Genomic DNA, 22,341 nt, shown 5'->3' on the forward strand with positions numbered 1-22,341 from the left:
GGATTAGTTGAGGCCGCTACCACGGCGACGCATCCCGATATAACCGGCGATGCCAACAACCAACGCTACCGTAACGATCATGATAGTCGCAAGGGCATTGATGTCCGGGCTCACACCCAGCTTCACTTTGGAGAAGATATACATAGGCAGCGTGTTGGCGCCCGGCCCCGACACAAAGCTGGAAATGACCAGGTCATCCAGCGACAGGGTAAAGGACAGAAGCCACCCGGCAACCATCGCTGGCGCCGTCAGGGGCAGCGTCACATCGAAGAAAACCCGCATCGGGCGGCCGCCCAGGTCCATCGCCGCTTCTTCAAGCGCATGGTCGAGCGAGCTGAGGCGCGACTGCACCACCACCGCCACATACGCCAGCGAGAAGGTAATATGCGCGATGGTCACGGTACTGACCCCGCGGTGTTCCGGCCAGCCGACCAGATTGCCAAGCGCGATGAAGAAGGTCAGCAGCGCCAAGCCGGTGATTACCTCCGGCATGACAAGCGGCGCTGAAACCATGCCCGCCAGCAACAGGCGGAAGCGGAAGCGACCGAAGCGCGCGAGCGCGAGGCCTGCGAGCGTCCCCAAGATCGTCGCGGCGGTCGCACTGATGAGGGCGATGCGGAGGGACAGCATCAAGGCCTTGAAGGCCTGATCATTGTCCAAAAGCACGCGGTACCAGCGGAGCGACGCGTGGGTCCAGGTGGTGGAAAGGTTAGCGTCGTTGAAGGAGAAGCCGATCAGGATCAGGATCGGCAGATACAGGAAAGCATAGCCGAACGAAAGGCAACTGATCAGGAAGATGGAACGCTTCTTCATTGGTCCGCCTCCTGGCTTTTGCCGTTCAGATGCTGGAACCACACAATGGGTGCTATCAGCATCAGAAGCAGGATCACCGCCACGGCGGACGCCGCCGGCCAGTCCCTGTTGAAGAAGAATTCGTCATAGAGCACGCGGCCGATCATCAGGCTGTCCGGCCCGCCCAGAAGCGTGGGGATGACATATTCGCCCATCGCCGGAATGAAGACGAGCAGCGAGCCCGCCAGGATGCCCGGTGCGGTCATCGGCAGGGTAATGTCGATAAAGGTACGCACAGGCCCCGCACCCAAATCCGCCGCAGCTTCATTGAGCGTGTCGCCCAACCGCTCAATGCTGGCGTAGAGGGGCAGGATGATGAACGGCAGGTAGCTGTAGGTGATGCCCAGGTAGACCGCGAAATCGGTATAGAGCAGCTTGATCGGATGATCGACCAGCCCGAAATGCATCAGAAGCCCGTTGATAAGCCCGTGGTTGCCCAGAAGGCCCATCCAGCTATAGACGCGCAGGAGGAAGGAGGTCCAGAACGGCAGCACCACGAAGAACAGCAGGATCACCCGCTTGTGGCCCTTGGCCCGCGCAATGCCGTAAGCCATAGGATAGCCGATCAAGAGACACAGGATGGTCGAGGTTGTCGCCAGCTTCAGGCTGTTCAGATAGGTATAGGCATAAAGCCCATCCCCCAGCACATAGCGGAAGTTATCCAGCGTCGCCTGCAGCTTGCCGCCAGCGCCAAAGAAGGGCGTATAGGGCGGGCTGGCGATAATCGGGTCCGCGAGGCTGATTTTCATGACCATCAGGAACGGCAGCAGGAAGAACAGCGTCAGCCACAGAAGCGCTGTGCCGACGACGATCCGCTTCCAGTTACGGTCCAGGAAATCGCCGATACTGCCGATGCCACTGCGCGGGGTACCCGCCATTTCTGCCGGGGCCGCGCTCATTTGGTCAGCACCATCATGCTTTTCGGATCGAACGACAGATGGACATTTTCATCCCAGTCGATGGCGCGGTGGGCGGTACGCACCCGGTTCTGCGCCGTCGCCGTGATGATATGGCCCGAAGGCAGCCGCACCTTGAAGAGCGACAGGCGCCCGAAATACCCCTGGTCATACAGGATACCCGGCATTTTCAGATACCCGGGCTCCGCACTGGTCGACGTGGAGACGAACAGCTTTTCCGGACGGATAGCGGCGGTAACCGCCTGCCCGGCCTGAAGCTGTTCAGCACAGGCAACGGGGACGCTCATGTCGAAGTCAGGCAGCTCGATAAGCCAGGCGCCCTCGCCCGCCGGTTCCTTCACGACACCGTCCACCAGGTTGATGCCGCCGATAAAGTCGGCCACATATTTGGTCTGCGGGTTTTCATACACTTGGTGCGGGGTGCCGACCTGCTGGAAGCTGCCCTTGTTCATCACCGCGATCCGGTCGGACATGTTCATCGCTTCTTCCTGGTCGTGGGTCACGACGATAAAGGTGATGCCGAGTTCATACTGGATGTTGGCGATTTCGAACTGGGTCTGTTCCCTAAGCTTCTTATCCAAGGCGCCGGTGGGTTCATCGAGAAGCAGAACCTTGGGCTTTTTCACAAGCGCGCGGGCCAGCGCCACACGCTGGCATTGGCCGCCCGAAAGCTGGCTGGGCTTGCGCTTGCCGAAATCCTCCAGCTGCACCAGCTTCAGCATCGCCTGCACGCGGTCGGCGATTTCATCCTTCGCCACGCCGTCGCGCTTGAGGCCGTAGGCGATATTCTGGGTAACCGTCATATGCGGGAACAGCGCATAGGACTGGAACATCATATTGACCGGGCGCTCATAGGGCGGCAGCTCGGTAATATCCTGACCGTCGATCAGGATGCTGCCCTTGTCCGGGCGTTCGAAGCCCGCCAGCATCCTGAGAAGCGTGGTCTTGCCGGAGCCGGAGCCACCCAGGATCGAGAAAAGCTCGCCTTTGCCGATGGTCAGGTTGACATCGTCGACGGCACAAAAATCGTCAAAGCACTTGGTGACAGACTGAATTTCAACAAATGGCGTACGTTTGGCAGCTTCCTTGCTGTCGTTCGTCGCGGCTGACTGATGCATCATTTCCACATACCCGTTTTAAACCGTGCCCAAAGCCGGGTGCGCAAGCGCTCCTCCTTGGGGGTCAGAACCTTTTTCGCCTTCAATACCGCCATGACATTGGGGGGCGGATAGATGGACGGGTCATTCACGACTTCCGGCTTGATGTAAGGCTTCGAGGCCAGGTTGCCGTTGGCATAATAGACATAGTTGGAGATACGCGCCATGACCTTCGGGCGCATCAGGAAGTTGATGAACTTGTAGGCGTTATCCTTGTGGGGCGCGTCCTTCGGCACCACCATCACATCCACCCACAGGGGCGCGCCGGTGTTCGGCACGGCATAAGCCAGATGGATATTGAGGTGGGCATCGCGCCCGCGTTTCTGCGCCTGGGCATAGTCCCCCGACCAGCTCATAGCCACACAGACCTCCCGGTTGGGCAGGTCCTGGATAAGCTTGGTGGAGCTGAAATATTTGATATAGGGCCGCACGCCCTTCAGGAGCTTTTCCACATCCTTCAGGTCCTTCGGATCGACCGAGTTGATGTCATGCCCCAGGTAGGCCAGCGCCATCGGGATAACGTCGACGGGTGAGTCGAGAAAGGAGATGCCGCAGTCCGCGAACTTGGCCAACACTTCCGGTTTGAAGATAAAATCACCCGAGCCGATCGGCGCATTGGGCATCCGCTTCTTGATCATGTCGACATTGTAGGCATAGCCGACAGAGCCCCACATATAGGGCACATTGTGCGTGTTGCCGGGGTCATAGCCCTCGGTCATCTTGGAGATGGCCGGGTCTATATTTTTGGCGTTGGGGATTTTGGAGAAGTCCAGCTTCTGGAAGATGCCGATCGGCAACAGACGTCCGACAAGCTGGGCATCATGAACGATCACGTCATAGCCCGTCCCGCCCGCCATCAGCTTGCTGTCGACGATTTCCGAGCTTTCGTACGTGTCGTAATTGACGTGGATGCCGAACTCTTTTTCAAATTCGCCAATCAGCGGGGGATCAATATAATCGGCCCAACTATAGACATTCACCACAGGCTGATCCGCAAACGCCGGAACAGTCAAAACGGCGGACATCAGGAGACCGCGCAAGAACCTGTACATTTTACTGTCTTCCTCGTTCCGCCTGCCTGGGCACATCGCCCCTGCCTGAAAACTGAATCGCTTTCGGCGGCCCCATCACATCGGAAAAATGTGATCACTTTTCTATAGAGCTACAACTTCATCAGATTTTCAAGACTAACAAGACAATTTTTTTCACCCGAAACAAAAATTATCCTTATCCCCTGAAAAACCTCAGATAATTGGTTACAGGTGAGACTAATCGCCTCGCCTGTCGGTCCAGCCCTACCATATCTCAGCCGGAAAATCCCTTTTCAAAGCCGGTTCTCCATGCTTAGGTCCGCGGGGTCCGCGCCCGGGAGAGACGCGGCGGGTAAAGAACAAAGATAATCAAACTGGGGATCTCTAGATGACAACAGCTGAAGCCACGCCCGAGCTGGACATTGTCGATCATACCGACACTGCCTTCCTCGGACACCCGAAAGGCCTCGCCTACCTCGCCTTCACCGAAGCCTGGGAACGCTTTTCCTACTATGGGATGCAGACGCTTCTGATCCTATACATGACCAAGGTGCTTCTGTGGCCCGGGCATGTTGAGAACATCATCCTGTTTGAACAGTTCCGTCACCTCTTTGGCGACCTGGACCGTGGGGCCCTCGCCTCCGCCATCTTCGGCACCTATACGGCGCTGGTTTACTTCACGCCGATTCTTGGCGGCCTTCTGGCTGACCGGGTCCTCGGCAAACGCCGGGCTGTTCTCATCGGCACCATTACCATGTCCATCGGCCACTTCCTGATGGCGTTCGAATCCTCATTCCTGTTCGCGCTTCTGTGCCTGGTGATCGGCTGCGGCCTGATCAAGGGCAATATCGCAAGCCAGGTCGGCGCGCTCTATAAGCCTGAGGACCTGCGCCGCGGTGACGCCTTCCAGATTTTCTATCTCGGTATCAATATCAGCGTCATTATCTCGCCCTTTGTCATCGGCACGCTGGGCCAGAAAGTTGGCTGGCACTGGGGCTTCGGTGCAGCGGGTGTTGGGATGCTCATCGGCACCATCATCTATATCGCCGGCCAGAAATATCTGCCCAAAGAACATTTCGACGCCCAGAAGACAGGTGCACAGAAAGCCCCGCGTGAGCCTTTCACCAAAAGTGATTACCTGTCGCTGGCGGCTGTCCTGCTGCTGATCCCGATCATGGCGATCGCCGTCGTCCCGAACCAGGAAATCTTCAATGCTTATCTGGTCTGGGGGGACAAGCAATTCGACCTGATGATCCATGACCTCAACCTGGTTTTCTGGCACATCCACAATTTCGCTATCCCCAGCGGTTGGCTCATCGCGCTTGATGCGACCGTCAGCACCAGCTTCCTGTTCATCGTTGCCGTCTTCTACCGCTGGTACGGCAAACGCTGGCAGGAACCCGATGAGATGACCAAGATCATCATCGGTGCCGCTTTCTCGATCGGGGGGATGCTCTGCCTCTATATGGCAGCCGCCACCACGCCGGACGGCGAAAAAGTCAGCCTGTTCTGGCCGGTGATGTTCCATGTGGTCAACAGTATCGGCTTCGCGCACCTGCTGCCGATCAGCCTGTCGCTGTTCGCGCGCCTTGCGCCAAAGCAGATCAACGCCACGGTCATCGGGCTGTATTATATCTCCTTCGTCATCGGCAACTCGCTGGTTGGCTGGCTTGGTGGCCTTTACGGCAAAATGCCGACCACCCACTTCTGGCTGCTTCATGCCGGCTTTGCCGCAACTGGCTGTGTCGCCTTCATCCTGTTCAAGATATTCCTGGCAGGGAAATTGATGGGCCATACCGCACCGAAAGCGGCTGAGCCTCAGGCGGCTGAATAAGCCCGCCACTCAGGACCGGCATGGCATGGCTCATGAAGACCCGACAAAAGGCATCCCGCATTGGGGTGCCTTTTTCATTCAATCAAAAATTCATATTAAAACTATGATTATAATAAATTGGAATGATCAAATGAGATGCGGCACCTTGGCTCCGTCAACAGATAGTCACTAGAGGTTAGGTGTATGCAAGCGGTGCTCAAACAAACAACGGATTATAGCAGCCGGGTCATTCCGGGGCTGGTGTTGAGCATCCTTGTCACGATCGCGGCCTACGCGCTGACCGAGTTGGAAGAGCAGCTGACAGGTCATGCCTGGCTCGAAGCCCTGGTGATGGCGATCCTGATCGGCACCGCCGTCCGCTCGCTCTGGACGCCCAGCGAACGCTGTAACGAAGGCATCAGGTTCAGCGCCAAAATCCCGCTTGAAATTGCCGTGGTTCTTTTGGGCCTTTCCCTCAGCAGCCAGACGATCTCCGCCGTCGGCGGCAGCCTGTTGGGCGGCATTGCCGTCGTGGTCTTCGCGGCGATCCTGATCAGCTTCGCGCTTGGCCGTCTCCTCGGCCTGCCCGCACGCATGGCGCTTCTGGTGGCGTGCGGCAATTCCATCTGCGGCAACTCCGCCATTGCGGCGGTCGCCCCCGTCATCGGCGCCGACAGTGATGATGTTGCCGCTTCCATCGCCTTCACTGCCGTCCTCGGCGTGGTGGTGGTGCTGGCCCTGCCGCTTCTCGGCGGTCTCCTGCATATGAGCGATTTCCAATATGGCACGCTCGCGGGGCTCACCGTTTATGCCGTGCCGCAGGTGCTGGCCGCCGCCGCCCCGCTTGGCAGTGTCGCCGTCCACACCGGTACGCTGGTGAAGCTTGTCCGCGTTCTCATGCTTGGCCCCGTGTGCGTTATCCTTGCCATGCTGCGGCCGCACCTTGCCGGTGCAGGCGATAACGACACCGACGTGGTGCCTGTGCGCCTGCCGGTCCACAAGCTGGTGCCCTGGTTCATCATCGGCTTTCTGGTGATGGCCGTGGTCCGTTCCATGAACCTCGTCCCCGACGTCGCCCTACCCCCCATCTCGACCGTCACGACGCTTCTGACCGTCCTTTCCATGGCGGCGCTTGGGCTCGGTGTCGATGTCCGGGTCGTGGCGCGCGCGGGTGGCCGTGTAACCGCAGCCGTGGTGCTGTCCCTGCTCGCACTCGGCCTTATCAGCCTCGGCCTCATCCACCTGATCGGGATGGCTTGATTGCCCGCTTGATTGCCTTTTGGGCCTGGACTAGGATCCGCGGCTATGGACAAGCCTTCACTCACTCTTGAGCAATTGCGGATTTTCGTCGGTGTCGCTGAACGGGAACATATGACCCGTGCGGCCGAAGCGCTCAATGTCACCCAGTCCGCGGCCAGCACGGCCATCTCGGCGCTTGAAGCCCGGCATGGGGTCAAGCTGTTCCACCGGATCGGCCGCCGGATCGAACTGACGGAAGCAGGCCACACCTTCCTTGAAGAAGCGCGGTTGGTCCTGCTCAGCGCCCAAAATGCCGAACACACCCTCAGCGAATTCACCGGGCTGACCCGCGGCACGCTCAAGCTGGTGGCAAGCCAAACCATCGCCAGCTACTGGCTGCCGCCCAAGCTCGCCGTCTTCCATACGCGGTACCCTCAGGTGGAGATAGACCTCGCCATCGCCAACACCGAAGGCGCGGTTGCTCGTGTGCTGGAAGGCGCTGCTGAGCTAGGGTTTGCCGAAGGCCAGGTGGATGAGCCCGCCATCGCTGTCTGGCCCATCGCGGAAGACAGGCTGCGTCTGGTAGCGGCGCCAGATGTCACGGCTCCGGATGAGATTGATGAGAAATGGCTGGCTGAAGCGTCCTGGGTTGTGCGCGAACGCGGGTCCGGCACGCGCTCCAGCTTTGAGGCAGCGCTGGCCGAGCAGGGATTTGACCCTGCCCGGCTCAATATCTCCTTAACACTGCCGGCAAACGAGGCCGTCCTTACCTCCGTGGCATCCGGTGCCGGCGTGGCCGTCCTGTCAGAATTGGTCGTCGCCTGCGCGGTTGCAAGTGGCCGCCTGAAGGTGCTCAGCCTGCCCCTGCCCGCGCGGCCCTACTATGGCCTTCGCCATAAGGAACGCTACAGAAGCCGGGCCGCCGACGCGCTCCTCGACCTTATCAAGGAGCTATAGGCCCTAGTGGCCTGGCCCGACGGACAGCGGCCCCTTCGGTTTCGGCAATAGCCAGACGCCCAGCGCGGTCACCACGAACAAAAGCCCGAGAATCAGGAAGATATGGTTGGTGGCCGCCATCACCGCCTGGCTTTGAACCATGCTGTCCAGGAAATGGCGCGCCTGTTCCGGCAGCATCCCCATGGACTGCATTTTCGCCATCGCCTTCTCCGCGCCATTGAGGGAGCCAACCATGTCGCTACGGCTGTCGATGGTGGCATCCTGCCACATGGTGGTGATGAGGGCGGTGGCGAACCCGGCGGAAGTTGTCCGCACGAAACCGAACATGCCCGCCCCTGAGGCCATTTCCTCCGGCTTCAAGGTCGCCATCGACATGCCCATGATCGGGATGAAGAAGAAGGGCATCCCCAGGCCAACCGCCAACTGCGGCGGCACCATCTGCCAGAAGGTCATGTTGGGCGCGAAGGTGATCCGGTAAAGCGTGGCAATCGCCATGATGCTCATGCCGTAGCTCATCAGCGCCCGTGGGTCGACGCGCGACAGCAGCATCGCCGCCACAGGCGACATGAAGATACCGAAGAGCCCGTTGAAGGCCATGATATGCCCGGCCTCGGTCGCGGTGTAGCCCATGTTGAGCTGCAGCCACAAAGGCACAAGCACGACCGTCGCGAAGAAGGCCCCGAACGCCAGGATGACGGACACGCACGAGAGCGCGAAACTTCGGTTCCTGAAAATCCGCAGGTCCACAACCGGGTGGTCTTCCCCGACCTCCCATATCAGGAACATCACAAAGCCGATGGCAGCACACAGCGCCAGGGCGATGATCATGGGGGAAGCGAACCAGTCATGGCTTTCACCGGTATCCAGCATCATCTGCATGGACCCGACCCAGAACACCAGAAGCATCAGGCCGATAAAATCGATCGGGACCTTATTCGTCGGCGTTTCGCGCGCGATGAACAGGTTCCAGGCGAAAACCGAACAGACAATGGCAACCGGCACGTTGATGTAGAAAGCCCATGGCCAGCCGATGGTGTCGGCGATCGTCCCGCCAAGAAGCGGGCCGACAACCGGACCGACGATCATGGTCATGGTATAAAGCCCAAGCGCGACGTTGACCTTTTCCTTCGGGGTCACCCGCATCAAAAGCGCCTGCGACATGGGCATGATCGGCCCACCGCTCAAGCCCTGCAGAATACGGAAAGCCACCAGCGTCTCGATGGAGCTGGCAAAGCCACACAGCGCGGACGCAAGCCCGAACAGAAGCGCCGAGGTCACAAACACCCGCACGGTCCCGAACCGGTTGGCGAGCCAGCCGGAAAGCGGCACCATGATCGCCTCAGCCACCACATAGGAGGTAATAACCCAGGTGCCTTCGTTCGGCGAAACCGCAAGCCCACCGGCAATATGCGGCACCGCCACGTTCACGATGGTCATATCCAGAACCACCATGAAGTTGGAAAGCGCCAGCAGGACAATGGCCGCCGCAAGGGTCCCCCCTTGCAGGGTGATGGAGGGCAAGCGAATGGCCCCGCCGTCCTTGGTTGCTTCGGCCGCGCTCATATCCTTACTTCTCCAGCTGGATACGGGCGGTCATCGACAGGCCGACCCTGAGCGGGTGTGCCGCCAGTTCCTTGGGGTCCAGCTTGATACGGACAGGCAGACGCTGGACCACCTTGATCCAGTTGCCGGTAGCGTTCTGCGCCGGAATAAGCGCGAAGGCCGCCCCGGTGCCGCCGCCAAGGCCGGAAACCTTGCCGTGGTAAACCACGTCCTTGCCGTAGATGTCGGAGGTCAGCGTAACCGGCTGGCCAATCCGCACACGGGTGAGCTGGCCTTCCTTGAAGTTGGCGTCCACATAGACCTCTTCCAAAGGCACAATCTGCATCAAAGGTGCGCCGACACCGACATGCTGGCCGGGCTGTACCTGAAGTTTGGCAACCACGCCGCTGACCGGCGCCTTCAGGACTGTGCGCTCAAGATCCAGCTTGGCGGTATCCACAGCAGTCTGTGCGGCCAGAACGTCCGGGTTATGGTCAACGTCCACGCCCTCAACCAGGACACGCTGGGCATCCAGCTGCTGTTTGGCAGCCTCAAGCGCGGCCTGCGCGGTGGCATAGGCTGTTTGCGCAACCGTCAGTTCCTCGCCGGACACAGCACCCGAAGACGCCAGAGCCTTGCGGCGGTCCAGGTCGACCTTGGCGCGGGCCAGGTCGGCCTTCCGGAGTTGCACCTGCGCTTCACCCGCAGCAACCAGGGCAACGGTTTGGCGCACGCGGCGCACGGTGGCCGCGAGCCGGGCTTCGGCGCTTGCCAGCATGAGCTTGGCGTCTGCCGGATCAAGCTTCACCAGCACGTCACCGGCTTTCACCGGCTGCGTGTCGTCGACCGTTACATCGGTTACGGTACCGGCAACCTGCGGCGTAACCTGCGACAGCGTCACGCCGACATAAGCATTGTCGGTTTCTTCATAGTGGCTGCCGATAAAGTGCCACCAGGCGACCCAGCCGCCTGCAGCAAGGATCAAGATCAGCAGAAAGCCCATCATCAGGCGTTTGCGCAAGCGGCGCCGTTTTAGCGTCGCTTCCACTTCGCCTGCTTGATGAGGTTTGGAGTTTTCGTTTTCGGCCTGTGTCATGGGGAGATGTCCAGGTTGAAAGTTTAAATCAGGAGCCGAAGCCGCCACCAAGGGCGCGGACCAGGGCTATGTCTTCAGCAAAAGTTTGGGCTTCGAGGTCTGCAACCTGGCTACGAGCGCCAAGCAGGCTGTCTTCCGCCAGCAGAACCTCGGAATAGCGTGCGAGCCCGCCTTTGTAGCGCAGGCGGATCAGCTTCCAGGCTTGTTCGGCAGATTGTTCGGCCGCCCGTGCGTGGGTCGTCTGTGTGCTCAAGGCTTTTTCGGACGCCAAGACGTCAGCGACATCCTTGAAGGCGTTGGTCACCGCACGGTCATACTGAGCAACTTCCGCGACATAACGTGCGCGGGCCCCTTTAAGGGCACCCTTGAGGCTGTCACCGGGGAAAAGCGGCAACTGAATAGCCGGTCCGAAATGACCCATGAAGGAATCACCGGTCAGGATATCCGCGATATCGAAGGATTGCAGGCCCAAAAGCCCCGTCAGGTTGATGTTCGGGTAGAAATCCGCCCGGGCGACCTTGATCCGCGAGGCGGCCGCTTCCACCCGGAGGCGCGCGGCAACAATATCGGGACGACGGCCCAGAAGCTCGGCTGGCAGGTTGGCAGGCACACCCATGGGACGCACGTCCGGCCGCTTCGGCAGGGCAATGTCCTGCCCCCGGTCCGGGCCTTTGCCCAACAGGGCTGCGATCTGGTTACGGACAAGACTGATTTGGCCGTCGATTGCCGCCGACCGTGCCTTGGCGTTTTCAAGCGCCGCTTCGGCCTGGGCCGCCGCCGCTTTGGTATCAAGCCCTTGTTTCACACGGGCGGAGACAAGCCCCAGGCTGTCCGTCCGCACCCGGATGGCGGATACAGCCATGTCCCGTTCCACCGTCAGGCGGACAAGATTGGCATACGCCGTCGCCACCGCGGTCGAGAGGCTCAGGCGCGCAGCCCTTGCCTCAACTGCAGCCGCATCGGCTTCAGATGTCGCCGCAGCCAGGATCGCGCGGTTTTTGCCCGCGATATCGAAATCATAATAGGCCTGCACATCCACCTGCGCGCCGACATGGAATTTTTTCGGCAGGAAGGTTTTGAACTCATCCGGGAAACCGGTGTTCAGGCTTTGCTTCACCGTCGGCACCATGGCCTCGGCCCCCGTCGCGACACCCAGCGCGCCACGCGCCTGGGACTGCGCCGCGACCGCCGCCCGCAAGCGGGCATCGGCGATGCGAACTTCCGGCGCGCCCTTGACGGCCTCTTCAATAAGGGTGGTCAACTGCGGGTCGTTATAGGCCGCCCACCAGTCAGTCTTCGGCCAGGCGCGTTCCGCTGCCTTCAAGGTTTTGGCAGCATCATATTTTTCAACTGCCTTGGGTTCCGGCAAAGGCCCAAGGTCAGGCGCACAAGCAGAAACGAGCGGAAGCGTCAGCAGAATAAGCGACGCAACCGCTTTTGACCGGCGGGGGAGGAATGTATTAGGCGACATGTTTTCCTCGACAAGTCTTGACTATAACCGTACTGTACGGTACGTTTTTATGAGGCGCACCATAGACCCGTCATCTGGGTGGGTCAAGTTGAAAGTTTGACGCAGGGGTAGCAATGCGCGAGAGACAAAAACGCGGTGACGCCAAGCGCACCGAGATCATGGAAATAGCACGGTCAGAATTCATGTCCGCGGGCTATAATGCCACGTCCATGTCGACGATTGCCGCTGAGGTAGGCGGCTCCAAGGGCACGCTTTATAATCACTTCCGCTCGAAGGAAGAGCTTTTCAGCGCCATCATCTGCGAGGATTGCAGCAACACGCTGGAGACCATGTTCGACATTGTCGCGAATGCCCCCACCGTGGACAGCGCCCTCAGGGAACTTGGCAAGGCACTGATTTCCAAGCTCCTGTCACCCGAAAGCCTCACCCTATTGTGGCTGATTGCTGCCGAAAGCCAGCGTTTCCCGGAACTCGGCCGCACCTTTTACGAATCCGGCCCCCGCGAAGGCGGCAGGCGCATCGCCGAAACCTTGAAGGCGGCGATGGAACGCGGCGAACTGAGGGAGGCCGACCCTGAAATCGCTGCCGCGCACTTCAAAAGCCTCTGCATCGGTGACCTGCATATGCGGCACCTGTTGGGCGTGGCACAGGACACCAGCCCCGACTATATCGCCGAGCGGGTCGATACCGCCGTCGACGTCTTCATGCGCGCCTACGGCCCCGAAAAGACCTGAAGCCTCCCCCCATGAATGAACAAGGGCCCGGCCACCGTATCGGTGATCGGGCCCTTTTCTTGTTGGGATGACGCCATCAAGCCGCCAGCTGTTCGTCCTGGTTCATCATCAGATATTCGAACGCCGCCAGTGATGCCTTGGCGCCTTCGCCCATGGCGATGACAATCTGCTTGTAGGGCACGGTGGTCACATCACCGCAGGCATAGATGCCGGCTTCGCTGGTTTCGCCCTTCTCGTTGATGACGATTTCGCCGTAGCGCGTGCGCTCGACCACGCCGTCCATGAAACCGCTGTTGGGCACCAGACCGATCTGGACGAACACGCCCGCACCATCCCAGCGCTTCAACTCACCGCTCGCACGGTCTTCATAGGTAAGGCCATCCACCTTGCCGCCATCCGCGGTGATTTCCTTGGTCGCGGCGTTCTTGATGATGGTGATATTGTCCCGCTTCAGCGCCTGCTTCACCAGCACCTGGTCGGCCTTCAGCTCCGGCAGGAATTCGAACACGGTGACCGAGCTGACGATACCCGCGAGGTCGAGCGCGGCTTCGATGCCGGAGTTGCCGCCACCGATGACCGCGACGTCCTTGCCCTTGAAGAAGGGACCGTCGCAGTGCGGGCAGTAGGCCACGCCGTTGCCGATATTCTCCCGCTCGCCCGGCACACCCAGCTCGCGCCACTGGGCGCCTGTCGCCACAATCAGCGTGCGGGTTTCGATCACCTCACCCGACGTCAGGGTCAGTTTCTTCACCGGGCCCGTCTCAACCTTCGCCACGCGGAAGTGTTCCTTGAGCGTGATGTCATAGTCGCGCATATGCTCCATCAGGGCACCAGCAAGTTCCGGCCCCGTGGTTTTGGGCACCGAGATCAGGTTTTCGATCCCCATGGTATCCTTCACCTGGCCACCGAAACGCTCCGCGATCAGCGTGACCTTCAGGCCCTTGCGCGCGGCATAGATGGCAGCACTCACACCCGCCGGGCCACCGCCGATAACCGTGACATCCTGAACAGGCAGGGCGTCTTCCTGGCGGGCCGGAGCATCCTTCATGGCGGGCTTCGCCTCCAGAAGCTTGGCGACGATGACGGAGGTGTCCACCTTGCCGGTCGCGAACGGCTTGCCGTTCAGAAGCACGGTCGGCACGCCCTGGATGTTGTTTTCTTCCACCAGCGCCGGGAACAGGCCGCCATCGATCATTTCAGTACGGACATTCGGGTTGATCGCCGCGAACTGGTTAAGCGCCTGCACCACATCCGGGCAGTTGTGGCAGCTCAGGCTCACGAACACCTGAAAGTCCAGCGTATCCGACACACCGGCGATCAGTGTTTTCACCGTGTCGTCCAGCTTCATCGGCGTGCCGGACAAGTGCAGGACCGCGAGGATCAGCGAATTGAATTCATGCCCGCCAGGAATGCCGGAGAAGCGGATACCGCTGTCTTCGCCGTCGCGTTCCAGAAGGAAGCTGACTGGACTTCTGAGCACACCGTTCGTGTCCCGCTCCTCAAAGCGCAGCCTGTCGGAGACGGAGGCGATGGCGGTCAGGAAATCCTTGAGCTCCTGGCGTTTTTCGTGGGTTCCCGTCTGCAAGACAAATGTCACGTCATTCTGCATCTGGGCGGTATAGCCCTTGAGGGCTTCGAGGATATCGTTGGTCAACATGTGCCTGCTCCGTGCTTTTGCGGGGAAACCTGGGGGTTCGGGGTGGCGGCACGCCTTTATCGGGGGACGGGGCGTGCCGCCTTTGGTTTCAAAGTGGGGCTTCGGGGAATTGAAGCCTTGGGGTAATCAGATCCTTAGATCTTGCCGACGAGGTCGAGGCTCGGGGTCAGGGTCTTCTGGCCTTCTTCCCACGCCGCCGGGCAGACTTCACCGTCATGTTCGGCCACATACTGGGCAGCCTTCACCTTGCGGACCATGTCCTTGGCCGAGCGGCCGATGCCGAGGTCATGGATTTCGGCAACCTTGATGATGCCCTCGGGGTTCGCGAGGAACGTGCCGCGGAGCGCCTGGGCGGCTTCTTCGATCATCACATCGAAACCGCGGGTGATGGCACCGGTCGGGTCACCGAGCATCGGGAACTTGATCTTGCCGATGGCGTCGCTGCTGTCATGCCATGCCTTGTGGCAGAAGTGCGTGTCAGTCGAGACGGAATAGACTTCTACGCCGAGCTTCTGGAGCTCTTCATATTGGTTGGCCATGTCTTCCAGCTCAGTCGGGCAGACAAAGGTGAAGTCAGCCGGGTAGAACAGGAAGATCGACCATTTGCCTTTTACGTCGGCGTCGGTGATGGTTTTGAATTCGCCGTCATGGAAAGCTTCGACTTTGAATTCCGGAATGGATTTATTGATCATCGCCACTGGGGTTCTCCTAAATTTCGTTGCGCCATTATCGGCGGCCAAGGAGAGATATACCGGGATGACAAAAATCTATCCAATCGATTGTTTTATTATTAATAATCGATTTACTCAATTTAATGAAAATACTGCCCGGGATTCTGAGGCATACAGCTGACCCAACCGGCTGATCGCAACACCAAGCCTTTCAGCCCCATTACCATAAAAGGTATTTTATAGTATAAGGTGAATTAACGCCTACTTATAGGTGCCCCGACATCAAGGATGGGAAAGGGCTTTCTGCATGATCAGAATACCGCACGTGGCCTGCCTCTTCTTGCTCTCGTTCATTCTGTCATCCAGCATAGCGGCTGGTACGGCCCCGCCATCTGACACGGTCATTTTTGGCGGCGACCGCGTCTATCCCCCCTTTGAATGGGACGACAAGGGAACCCCAACCGGGTTTCACATTGACCTGGAAAATGCCCTCGCTGAAATTGGCAAGGCCAAGGCTGAACATCGTTTGGACGATTGGCCGGTCACCACGCACGCGCTCGAAACCGGAGACGTCGATGTGGTGCCAATGCTGATCTCCGACAAGCGGCGGGAAAAGTTCCTCTTCACCTCGGCCTTTTATTTCATGGACCATGCGATCTATGCGGAACAGGGCACGACAAAGATTCCTGTTCTCGCGGACCTAAGCGGCCATACAGTTGCGGTGGAGCAAACCTCATACGCCCAGAACAAGCTGGAAACCGGCTATCCGGATGTTCACCTCATCCTTACCGGCAACACGCTGGAAGCCTTGCAGGCGGTTGCCCAGCACAAGGCGGACTATGCCCTGTTGACCACACCGACCGCAGAGCACCTCATCCGCGACCAGCACCTGGCAGTCCGGCGGGTAAGTCCTCCCTTATGGCCCCAAGGCTATGCCTTTGCTGTACGGAAGGATCGGCCTGACCTTCTGGCCTGGCTTCAGAACAGTCTCAATCAGGCCATTGTCAACGGCCGCTATGAAGCTGTGTACAATGCGTGGCGGGACCGACTGGAGCCGACACAGACCTCAAGCTCGCAAATCCTGAAAACCTCCGCCCTTATCGCCGGCCCCCTTCTCCTGCTGGCGGCCCTCGGTTTCGGATGGTCTTTCACGCTGCGCAGGCGGGTTGCAGCACGCACGGCGGAGCTTCAGGATGAACTGAAAGCGCGCAAGGATATGCAAGCCCAGCTCCGTCACTTCGCCGACCATGACACCCACACGGGCCTGCCCGAATATCACCATTTCATCGAACTGGGCGACAAGGTATTGGCGGAGGCCTCAAGCCTGCCCTCCCCGTCCAAGGAAATGGTCGTCTTCAAACTCGCTGAAACCGAGACCATCATCCGAACCTTCGGCTATTCCACAGGCGAAGGCATCATTGAAGAGTTCGCTGAGCGTCTGAAAGGCGGCCATTTCGACGTCACCAGCTATTTCGGCCGTGGTATTTTCGCTGTGTTGTGTGACCAAAGCACCATGAACGAAGCTTATGATGCCCTGTCGGAGCAGCTCGAAACCTGTGGCCTGGGGCTTTACCCTCAACTGATTTGTGGCATCGCCCACTGGCCTGGCCATGGCACCAGCTGTGCCGACCTGGTCAAACATGCGGAAACCGCGCTCGCCGTCAGCATAGACCGCAATCATGACTGCACCACCTATGACCCCACCATGGAACCGGACCAGACCGACCTTCGCATCGTGGCTGAATTCCGCAAGAGCGGCGGCACCGACCTCCAGGCAGCCCTTCAACCACAAATCGACCTCAAGACCGGCAGCATCGTCGGCGCGGAAGCGCTCGTACGCTGGCATCATGAAGAACTGGGCTTCATCTCCCCCGCCAAATTCATCCCGCTTCTTGAGAAGGCCGGGCTTATCACCAAGGTCACAGCGCGCATGGTGGATGAAGCCGCCCGTATCAGCGCCAGCCTCAGACGCAGAGGCATCGACTGCACCATCAGCGTGAATGTCGCCGTGTATGATATTCTGGAAACCGAGCTTCCCTCGATCATCAAAGCGGCGCTTGACCGTCACGGCGCGCTTGCCTCCGACTTGAAGCTCGAGCTGACGGAAACCAGCGTCGCCGAGGATTCCGAAGGCATCAAAATCGTCCTCAAGGAGCTGGGCACCGCTGGCATCTATACTTCTATCGACGATTTCGGCACCGGCTATTCATCCCTGTCATACCTCAGCAGCTTTCCAATCCGGGAACTGAAGGTCGACCAGATGTTCGTCCGCGACATGGTCACGTGCGAGCGCAACCACAGCATCGTCAGTTCCACCATCGCCATGGCACACGCGCTTGGCCTAAGCGTTGTGGCCGAAGGCGCAGAAGACCAGGAAACCCTGACGTCGCTGAACGCCCTGGGCTGTAATCGCGTGCAAGGCTATGTCATCTCGAAACCATTGTCCGAGGACGACTTCAACGCTTTCCTGACAAAGCATCAGGGAACATTTTCCAGCACGGTCCATTAAGGGCCAGGACACCGCTCATCACCTGTCACGGTATGCCAAGAGGCTGGTCTTGACCTCCCCGCGAAAAGAAAACGGCCCGCAAATGCGAGCCGTTTGATTTTTGAAAAGGCTGATTTTCCTAGAAGGTCATATCCGCGTTTGTAAGGTCCGTCAGCGAGAGCCCCTGCAGGAAGATACTTTCGTTGTTTCCTAGGTCGATCAGCACCCCGGCCACGCCAGCCTGGGTGGTTTCGCTGGCCGCCGCTTCCACATCGGCCAGGCTGGTGAAGCCGCTGACGTTCCAGCTGAAGTTAAGATGGTCTTCATCGACATTGAAATCGGTAATGGTGTCGTTGCCGACTGTAGTGCCGAAGATGAAGGTATCTGCGCCAGCACCGCCCGTGAGCGTATCGTTCCCTGCGCCCCCCCAGAGGGTATCGTTCCCTGTGCCGCCATCGACGCTATCGTTGCCGGCACCATTGTAAAGAAGGTCATTCCCTGTGCCGCCGGTAAGGACATCATCGCCCGTGCCGCCAAAAAGCGTGTCGCTGCCGGCGCCGCCCCACAGGGTGTCATTACCGTCACCACCGCCCATGCGGTCACCCATATCCGACGCGCTCATATGGTCATCGCCGCCACGGCCCCACAGGGAGTTGCTGTCTACGCTATTACTGCCCTGAAGCGTGTCCTGTCCGCTGCCGCCAGTCGCGGTCTGTTGTTCGTTTACGTTCCCGACATTGAATTTGACGAAGGCCGAGCCCATGAGACCACTGGTGTCGGAAGATGAGACCTGCAGGGTCACCTGATGCTCGCTCTCATAATCAAGCGAAACACCGTCCTTGAGCCATAGCTCATCACCCTTGATGACGAAGCGGCTGTCATCGGTGGAAAAGGTAACCGCGCTGCCTTCCGGGTCGGTCGCGGAGAGCGTACCAACGAAGGCGCCTGGGTCGTTTTCCTCAACACCGTCCGTAGTCAGGTGCGGCGCTGAAGGCGGCAGGTTATTGCCCGTGATGTCGATGTGGGCTGTGCTTTGCGCGGTATTGTGGGCATCGGCAACCGAAACCGTCAAGCCCGCCACATCATTGCCCCTGAGGTCAGTGGCGCCGAGATACTGGATCACGGTCTTGTCACTGAGATAAGTTTGAATTTGGCTGGCGGTTCCGACCAGCGTGATCTGGGTTGCGCTAACAAGCGTTTCCGTCACGCTGCTGGCTGCGCCATCAGCAACCGAAGTGAATGTGCCGCTGTCGATGTTCAAGGTCACCGTCAGGGTATCATTTTCAGTGTCGTTCAGGGCAAGGGTACTGAGGTCAAAATCGGAAACCGTGTTCTCGGTCACGGTAATGTCCGACGGAATCGTATTGATCGTCGGGGCGGCGTTCGGGGTCGCCACAATGATATTGTCGATGATCGGCGTTGCCGCGCTTGAGTAGACAAGCTCGACCTTATCCACATCGCTATAATTATTCGCAAATGTAATGTCGCCATAAGGCTGCGCGCTGCCGCCGCCGCTGTCACCGCCATAGGTGTAGGTGATGCCGTTCGACGTGCTCGATGTATTGAGGTCGATGATGGCCGAGCCCAGGTTGGTCGTGCCGTTATAGAGCGTGATCGTCACGCTCGTGCTGTAACCGGCCAGGTTGTTACCCAACTGGAAGGACACGAGCTGGAAATGGTCGCCATCCGATTGCTCGAAATCGAAGGACGTATTGTTCGAGGTCAGACCGTTATAGTTGAGGAAGATGATCCGATCGCCCGCCCCGTCGTTCGACAAGCCGTTGGTGAAGGTGCCGCCGTTCGCGTTACCGGCGATGGCGATCTGCGCGTCCGTGCCCTGGTGGAAGTTCCAGTCCACCGTGCTGTCATTGTTGAAATGGTCGGTGTTGGAGACGATCTGCGCCGTTATGCTGTCGAAATCTTCGTTCGCTGCCGGCAAGGTGTGCGGATAGGCGGCCATAGCGCGCCCGGAGAACGGCGACTTCGTGCCGATATCCCAGGTGCCACCTGCGGCACGGGCGCCAACAGGTTGGCTGCTGGCAAAAACCCGCGCGCCGGTCAGCGCGCCAAGGGCATCGGTGAAGGCCTGTCCGAGGGATGAGGCCCCCGCGGAACACGCCCACAGGGCCAGCCGCGACCCGGCGCCCATAAGGCCTGCCAGCGCATCGGCGATCGGCCCGCCCTTCTGAAGCGCAGCCGCATCGATCCGCTCGCCGCCCAGCGTGATGGCACCCGGCTCACCGTGAGTCAGGATATGGAGGCTGCCGACCGGGGCGCGGGCGCCAAGTTTGGCGGCCAGACCGGCCAGGCCCGAGGGCTCTGCAACGATTACATCGACGGCATCGGAAAGTCCCGCCAGCAGGATATCCCTGTCTTCGACGGACGAATCAACAACCAGCAGCGCGCGATCTGTCATATCTTCCTTGAGGTTCCGCACAGTGTTGCCTTCAGTAAAAACCTCGGTACCTGCAATAGAAGTAGCGTTAAAGCCGCCGGACATAATATGGCTCCCGTCCTCTGAAAGACTGAACATATGCTTATGTGGGGATGCCTAAATGGCGACAAGCATAATCATTCATTCTTTTGTTCGCGTTAGTCTCGAATACATATTTAGCTTCTGGTGTCCATTTGACCACAAAAGCAGAAGAATACTAGCAACATCAAGGTCCTGGTGGCCATGGCCACCCCATTTCACTTGCGTGATATGCTATCACGATCAGGAAAGGGCTCCATCATAAAATTCCAATGAGATAAACCTTTGGACGGGGACAATTCTATTCCGCACGCCCGAAAAGTAAGCTTGGAACCAAAGTATCATGGGAGACTAGTGTGCCTCCCCGGAAACGGACTGGCCTTTTCCCAGGCGGGGCCAACGCGCTGAAATTACCGCGTTCCAGAAACCTCAGAACTTAGGGGCCTGGACGATATAGGCGTCGATTTCCTTTTCACCCAGGATCTTGCTGGCTTCAAGGCGGTGAACACCTTCAACCAGAACGAAGCGGCCTTTGCCCTTGCGTACTTTTATCGGTTTCTGTTGCTCGCCGTTGAGCATCTTCTCGGTGACCGCATCCACTTGGCTTTGATCCAGCTCCTTACGCCGGGCCGTTGGGATGTAAATCTCATCAATTTCTACAGACACTATTTTTAACATTCCCTGGCTCCATCTCAGTGCGCAAGTAAGCTCTGCCCTACGGGTATCCTCGTGACAAGGTATCGCCTTTTCAGATCAGGCCAGCGGTGCGTGTGGGTAGTCCGTGTGGCGTTTCTGGAATGACAGGATATGCGGTTTCACAATAACGCCAGCATCAATGTTTATTGCACGCCTGATTGTTTCATTCTTTTGCCACCCCGCACGTCCATCAACCACAGACGGCAAATGCACGATGAGGGCAGCGGAAATTGAACGAGACGCGCTTTCCCAGAGATAGCTTGGGGTATGATCAACGGCGTAATAATCCGTATCGCCAACCTTGAACATGGGGTCCTTAAAGCTTGTCGGTTTGGCGAAATAGAAGCCCATGCCTTCATCGCAGCTCACGTCAATAATGAGGCTGCCGGGCTTCAGACACTCTTTTTCCGCTTCGATGACAAAATCAACGGGGTGATCCGGATTTTGCAGGTTACCGTTAACGATAATGTCTGCCTCGCTTATCAGCTCGGACAACGCACGCTCACTGCCGTCATGTTCAACGACAATCATCCTTGCTTCACCCTCTTCGCCGCGGCGAAGGCGCGCATAATGGCAATCCAGCACTTCTTCCCTTACTTCGTGATCAGGGCGCTGAATACAAACTGTGATATCCCGGAACCCGTGCGCCTTGAGGGCATAGATTGCGCCGCGGCTGACGGCCCCAAAACCCAGGACAATCGTCTTGCGCTGGTTTCCATAGTGCCCGTCAATCCCTTTCAGGCGCAGGGCATGCAACACCGCACAATATCCTGCCATTTCGTTATTCTTGTAGAAAGTATGGCGGCCAATTTGCCCCGAAGGACCCCAGACATACATATCTTCAAAAGCAATGAGCGTCAGCTTTCTGTCTATCGCGGCCTGGGTTATGGCGCGCTGCTGGGCACAGTGGGGATATCCCCATAAATTTCCTCCTTCAGGGAGGTCCTCCAGGTCGGCCAGGGTGGGTTTTGCAATAATGACATTCCCTAACTCCGCCAACAGGTACTGCCGCGAAGCAACGCCCCCTGTCTGCGCGGCTATTTCCGCGTCCGAGACACCAAAGGGAGCCCCGTACCCTTCTTCAAAAATCAGCTGCTTTCGATAGTCTTCAGATAGTCGTGGGAAATGATCCGGATGAATTGGAACACGCTGCTCAGCAACCTTCTTGGAGGTTCCGATAACCCCCAAAGTTAGCTTTTTCATGGTCTTTCCTTTGTTCCCGAGTGGCATGCACAGTGTAACCGCTGCGCTCGTAGCGACAGCCCGGGCGACACATCGAATAGCCCCAAGTCTCACAGACACCCTAGGCTTTCAAATTTTTCTACTGTTCGAACTTGGTGGGAAACAGCATTCCATTGTTACCATGCTTGCGTGTCGGGATGTGAAAAAACTCGATATGATCAAAGGGGGTCTCGCCGAGCCCCTGTGCGGTCCGTGCCTGACAGGTCCGTCGCCACACGCGGTTTAAGCAATAAACAATCCTGACGTGTGCAATTTCACGAATAGCTGGATGCAGACCATAGCATTTCCGCCATTTCCATAGAGCC

Annotated in this window: 17 protein-coding genes; 5 read left to right on the forward strand and 12 right to left on the reverse strand. The window is 58.6% G+C overall.

Annotated features, from left to right (window positions below):
• Positions 1 to 3 precede the first annotated feature (3 nt).
• The 4 genes from K6118_RS11100 to K6118_RS11115 are packed head-to-tail and all read right to left on the reverse strand — an operon-like array spanning position 4 to position 3,978.
• A complete protein-coding gene (locus K6118_RS11100) occupies positions 4 to 813 on the reverse strand; it encodes an ABC transporter permease subunit (protein WP_247120419.1) in 810 nt (269 codons plus the stop codon).
• Complete coding sequence (locus K6118_RS11105) at positions 810 to 1,751, reverse strand: ABC transporter permease subunit (RefSeq protein ID WP_247120420.1); 942 nt, start codon at positions 1,749 to 1,751, stop codon at positions 810 to 812. The genes K6118_RS11100 and K6118_RS11105 overlap by 4 nt, the downstream gene beginning before the upstream one ends.
• A complete protein-coding gene (locus tag K6118_RS11110) occupies positions 1,748 to 2,890 on the reverse strand; it encodes an ABC transporter ATP-binding protein (RefSeq protein ID WP_247120421.1) in 1,143 nt (380 codons plus the stop codon). Before K6118_RS11110 ends, K6118_RS11105 begins: the two co-directional genes overlap by 4 nt.
• Positions 2,887 to 3,978, reverse strand: coding sequence for a polyamine ABC transporter substrate-binding protein (locus K6118_RS11115; protein ID WP_247120422.1), 1,092 nt, complete (start codon positions 3,976 to 3,978; stop codon positions 2,887 to 2,889). The genes K6118_RS11110 and K6118_RS11115 overlap by 4 nt, the downstream gene beginning before the upstream one ends.
• Before the next feature lie 367 nt (positions 3,979 to 4,345).
• On the opposite strand from K6118_RS11115, the gene K6118_RS11120 reads away from it, so the two are divergent.
• From K6118_RS11120 to K6118_RS11130, 3 genes are all read left to right on the forward strand, one after another.
• Positions 4,346 to 5,791: a peptide MFS transporter gene (locus K6118_RS11120; RefSeq protein ID WP_247120423.1), complete on the forward strand. Its 1,446-nt coding sequence runs from the start codon at positions 4,346 to 4,348 to the stop codon at positions 5,789 to 5,791.
• A gap of 192 nt (positions 5,792 to 5,983) precedes the next feature.
• Positions 5,984 to 7,030 (forward strand): YeiH family protein, encoded by a 1,047-nt coding sequence (locus tag K6118_RS11125; RefSeq protein WP_425531548.1) that lies wholly within the window; start codon positions 5,984 to 5,986, stop codon positions 7,028 to 7,030.
• Positions 7,031 to 7,075: 45 nt separating this feature from the next.
• The gene (locus K6118_RS11130) at positions 7,076 to 7,966 is read left to right on the forward strand and encodes a LysR family transcriptional regulator (protein ID WP_247120425.1); all 891 of its coding nucleotides are present in this window, start codon (positions 7,076 to 7,078) and stop codon (positions 7,964 to 7,966) included.
• A 3-nt stretch (positions 7,967 to 7,969) separates the two neighbouring features.
• Here the strand turns inward: K6118_RS11130 and K6118_RS11135 are convergent, their stop codons facing one another.
• From K6118_RS11135 to K6118_RS11145, 3 genes are read right to left on the reverse strand one after another with little or no spacing between them, the layout of a single operon-like run.
• The gene (locus K6118_RS11135) at positions 7,970 to 9,529 is read right to left on the reverse strand and encodes a DHA2 family efflux MFS transporter permease subunit (RefSeq protein WP_247120426.1); all 1,560 of its coding nucleotides are present in this window, start codon (positions 9,527 to 9,529) and stop codon (positions 7,970 to 7,972) included.
• A 4-nt stretch (positions 9,530 to 9,533) separates the two neighbouring features.
• Positions 9,534 to 10,604 (reverse strand): EmrA/EmrK family multidrug efflux transporter periplasmic adaptor subunit, encoded by a 1,071-nt coding sequence (locus K6118_RS11140; RefSeq protein WP_247120427.1) that lies wholly within the window; start codon positions 10,602 to 10,604, stop codon positions 9,534 to 9,536.
• Positions 10,605 to 10,632: 28 nt separating this feature from the next.
• Positions 10,633 to 12,075, reverse strand: coding sequence for an efflux transporter outer membrane subunit (locus tag K6118_RS11145; RefSeq protein WP_247120428.1), 1,443 nt, complete (start codon positions 12,073 to 12,075; stop codon positions 10,633 to 10,635).
• A gap of 113 nt (positions 12,076 to 12,188) precedes the next feature.
• Between K6118_RS11145 and K6118_RS11150 the strand changes: the two genes are divergently transcribed.
• Entirely contained in the window at positions 12,189 to 12,809 is a 621-nt protein-coding gene (locus K6118_RS11150; protein ID WP_247120429.1) for a TetR/AcrR family transcriptional regulator, read from the forward strand.
• A gap of 76 nt (positions 12,810 to 12,885) precedes the next feature.
• Here K6118_RS11150 and ahpF read toward each other — a convergent pair whose 3' ends face one another.
• Positions 12,886 to 14,466, reverse strand: a complete 1,581-nt coding sequence (gene ahpF / locus K6118_RS11155; protein ID WP_247120430.1) for an alkyl hydroperoxide reductase subunit F — start codon at positions 14,464 to 14,466, stop codon at positions 12,886 to 12,888.
• Between the two features lie 134 nt (positions 14,467 to 14,600).
• Complete coding sequence (gene ahpC / locus K6118_RS11160; protein ID WP_281500775.1) at positions 14,601 to 15,158, reverse strand: alkyl hydroperoxide reductase subunit C; 558 nt, start codon at positions 15,156 to 15,158, stop codon at positions 14,601 to 14,603.
• Between the two features lie 286 nt (positions 15,159 to 15,444).
• Here ahpC and K6118_RS11165 point away from each other — a divergent pair, with 286 nt between their 5' ends.
• The gene (locus tag K6118_RS11165) at positions 15,445 to 17,646 is read left to right on the forward strand and encodes an EAL domain-containing protein (RefSeq protein ID WP_247120432.1); all 2,202 of its coding nucleotides are present in this window, start codon (positions 15,445 to 15,447) and stop codon (positions 17,644 to 17,646) included.
• Positions 17,647 to 17,764: 118 nt separating this feature from the next.
• On the opposite strand, the gene K6118_RS11170 is transcribed toward K6118_RS11165, so the two are convergent.
• From K6118_RS11170 to K6118_RS11180, 3 genes are all read right to left on the reverse strand, one after another.
• Positions 17,765 to 20,041, reverse strand: coding sequence for a DUF4347 domain-containing protein (locus K6118_RS11170; protein ID WP_247120433.1), 2,277 nt, complete (start codon positions 20,039 to 20,041; stop codon positions 17,765 to 17,767).
• A 486-nt stretch (positions 20,042 to 20,527) separates the two neighbouring features.
• The gene (locus tag K6118_RS11175) at positions 20,528 to 20,764 is read right to left on the reverse strand and encodes a ParB N-terminal domain-containing protein (protein WP_247120434.1); all 237 of its coding nucleotides are present in this window, start codon (positions 20,762 to 20,764) and stop codon (positions 20,528 to 20,530) included.
• Between the two features lie 87 nt (positions 20,765 to 20,851).
• Positions 20,852 to 21,997 (reverse strand): N(5)-(carboxyethyl)ornithine synthase, encoded by a 1,146-nt coding sequence (locus tag K6118_RS11180; protein WP_247120435.1) that lies wholly within the window; start codon positions 21,995 to 21,997, stop codon positions 20,852 to 20,854.
• Positions 21,998 to 22,341 lie beyond the last annotated feature (344 nt).

Origin of the sequence: Kordiimonas marina (assembly GCF_023006325.1) — a bacterium.
Taxonomy (GTDB): domain Bacteria; phylum Pseudomonadota; class Alphaproteobacteria; order Sphingomonadales; family Kordiimonadaceae; genus Kordiimonas; species Kordiimonas marina.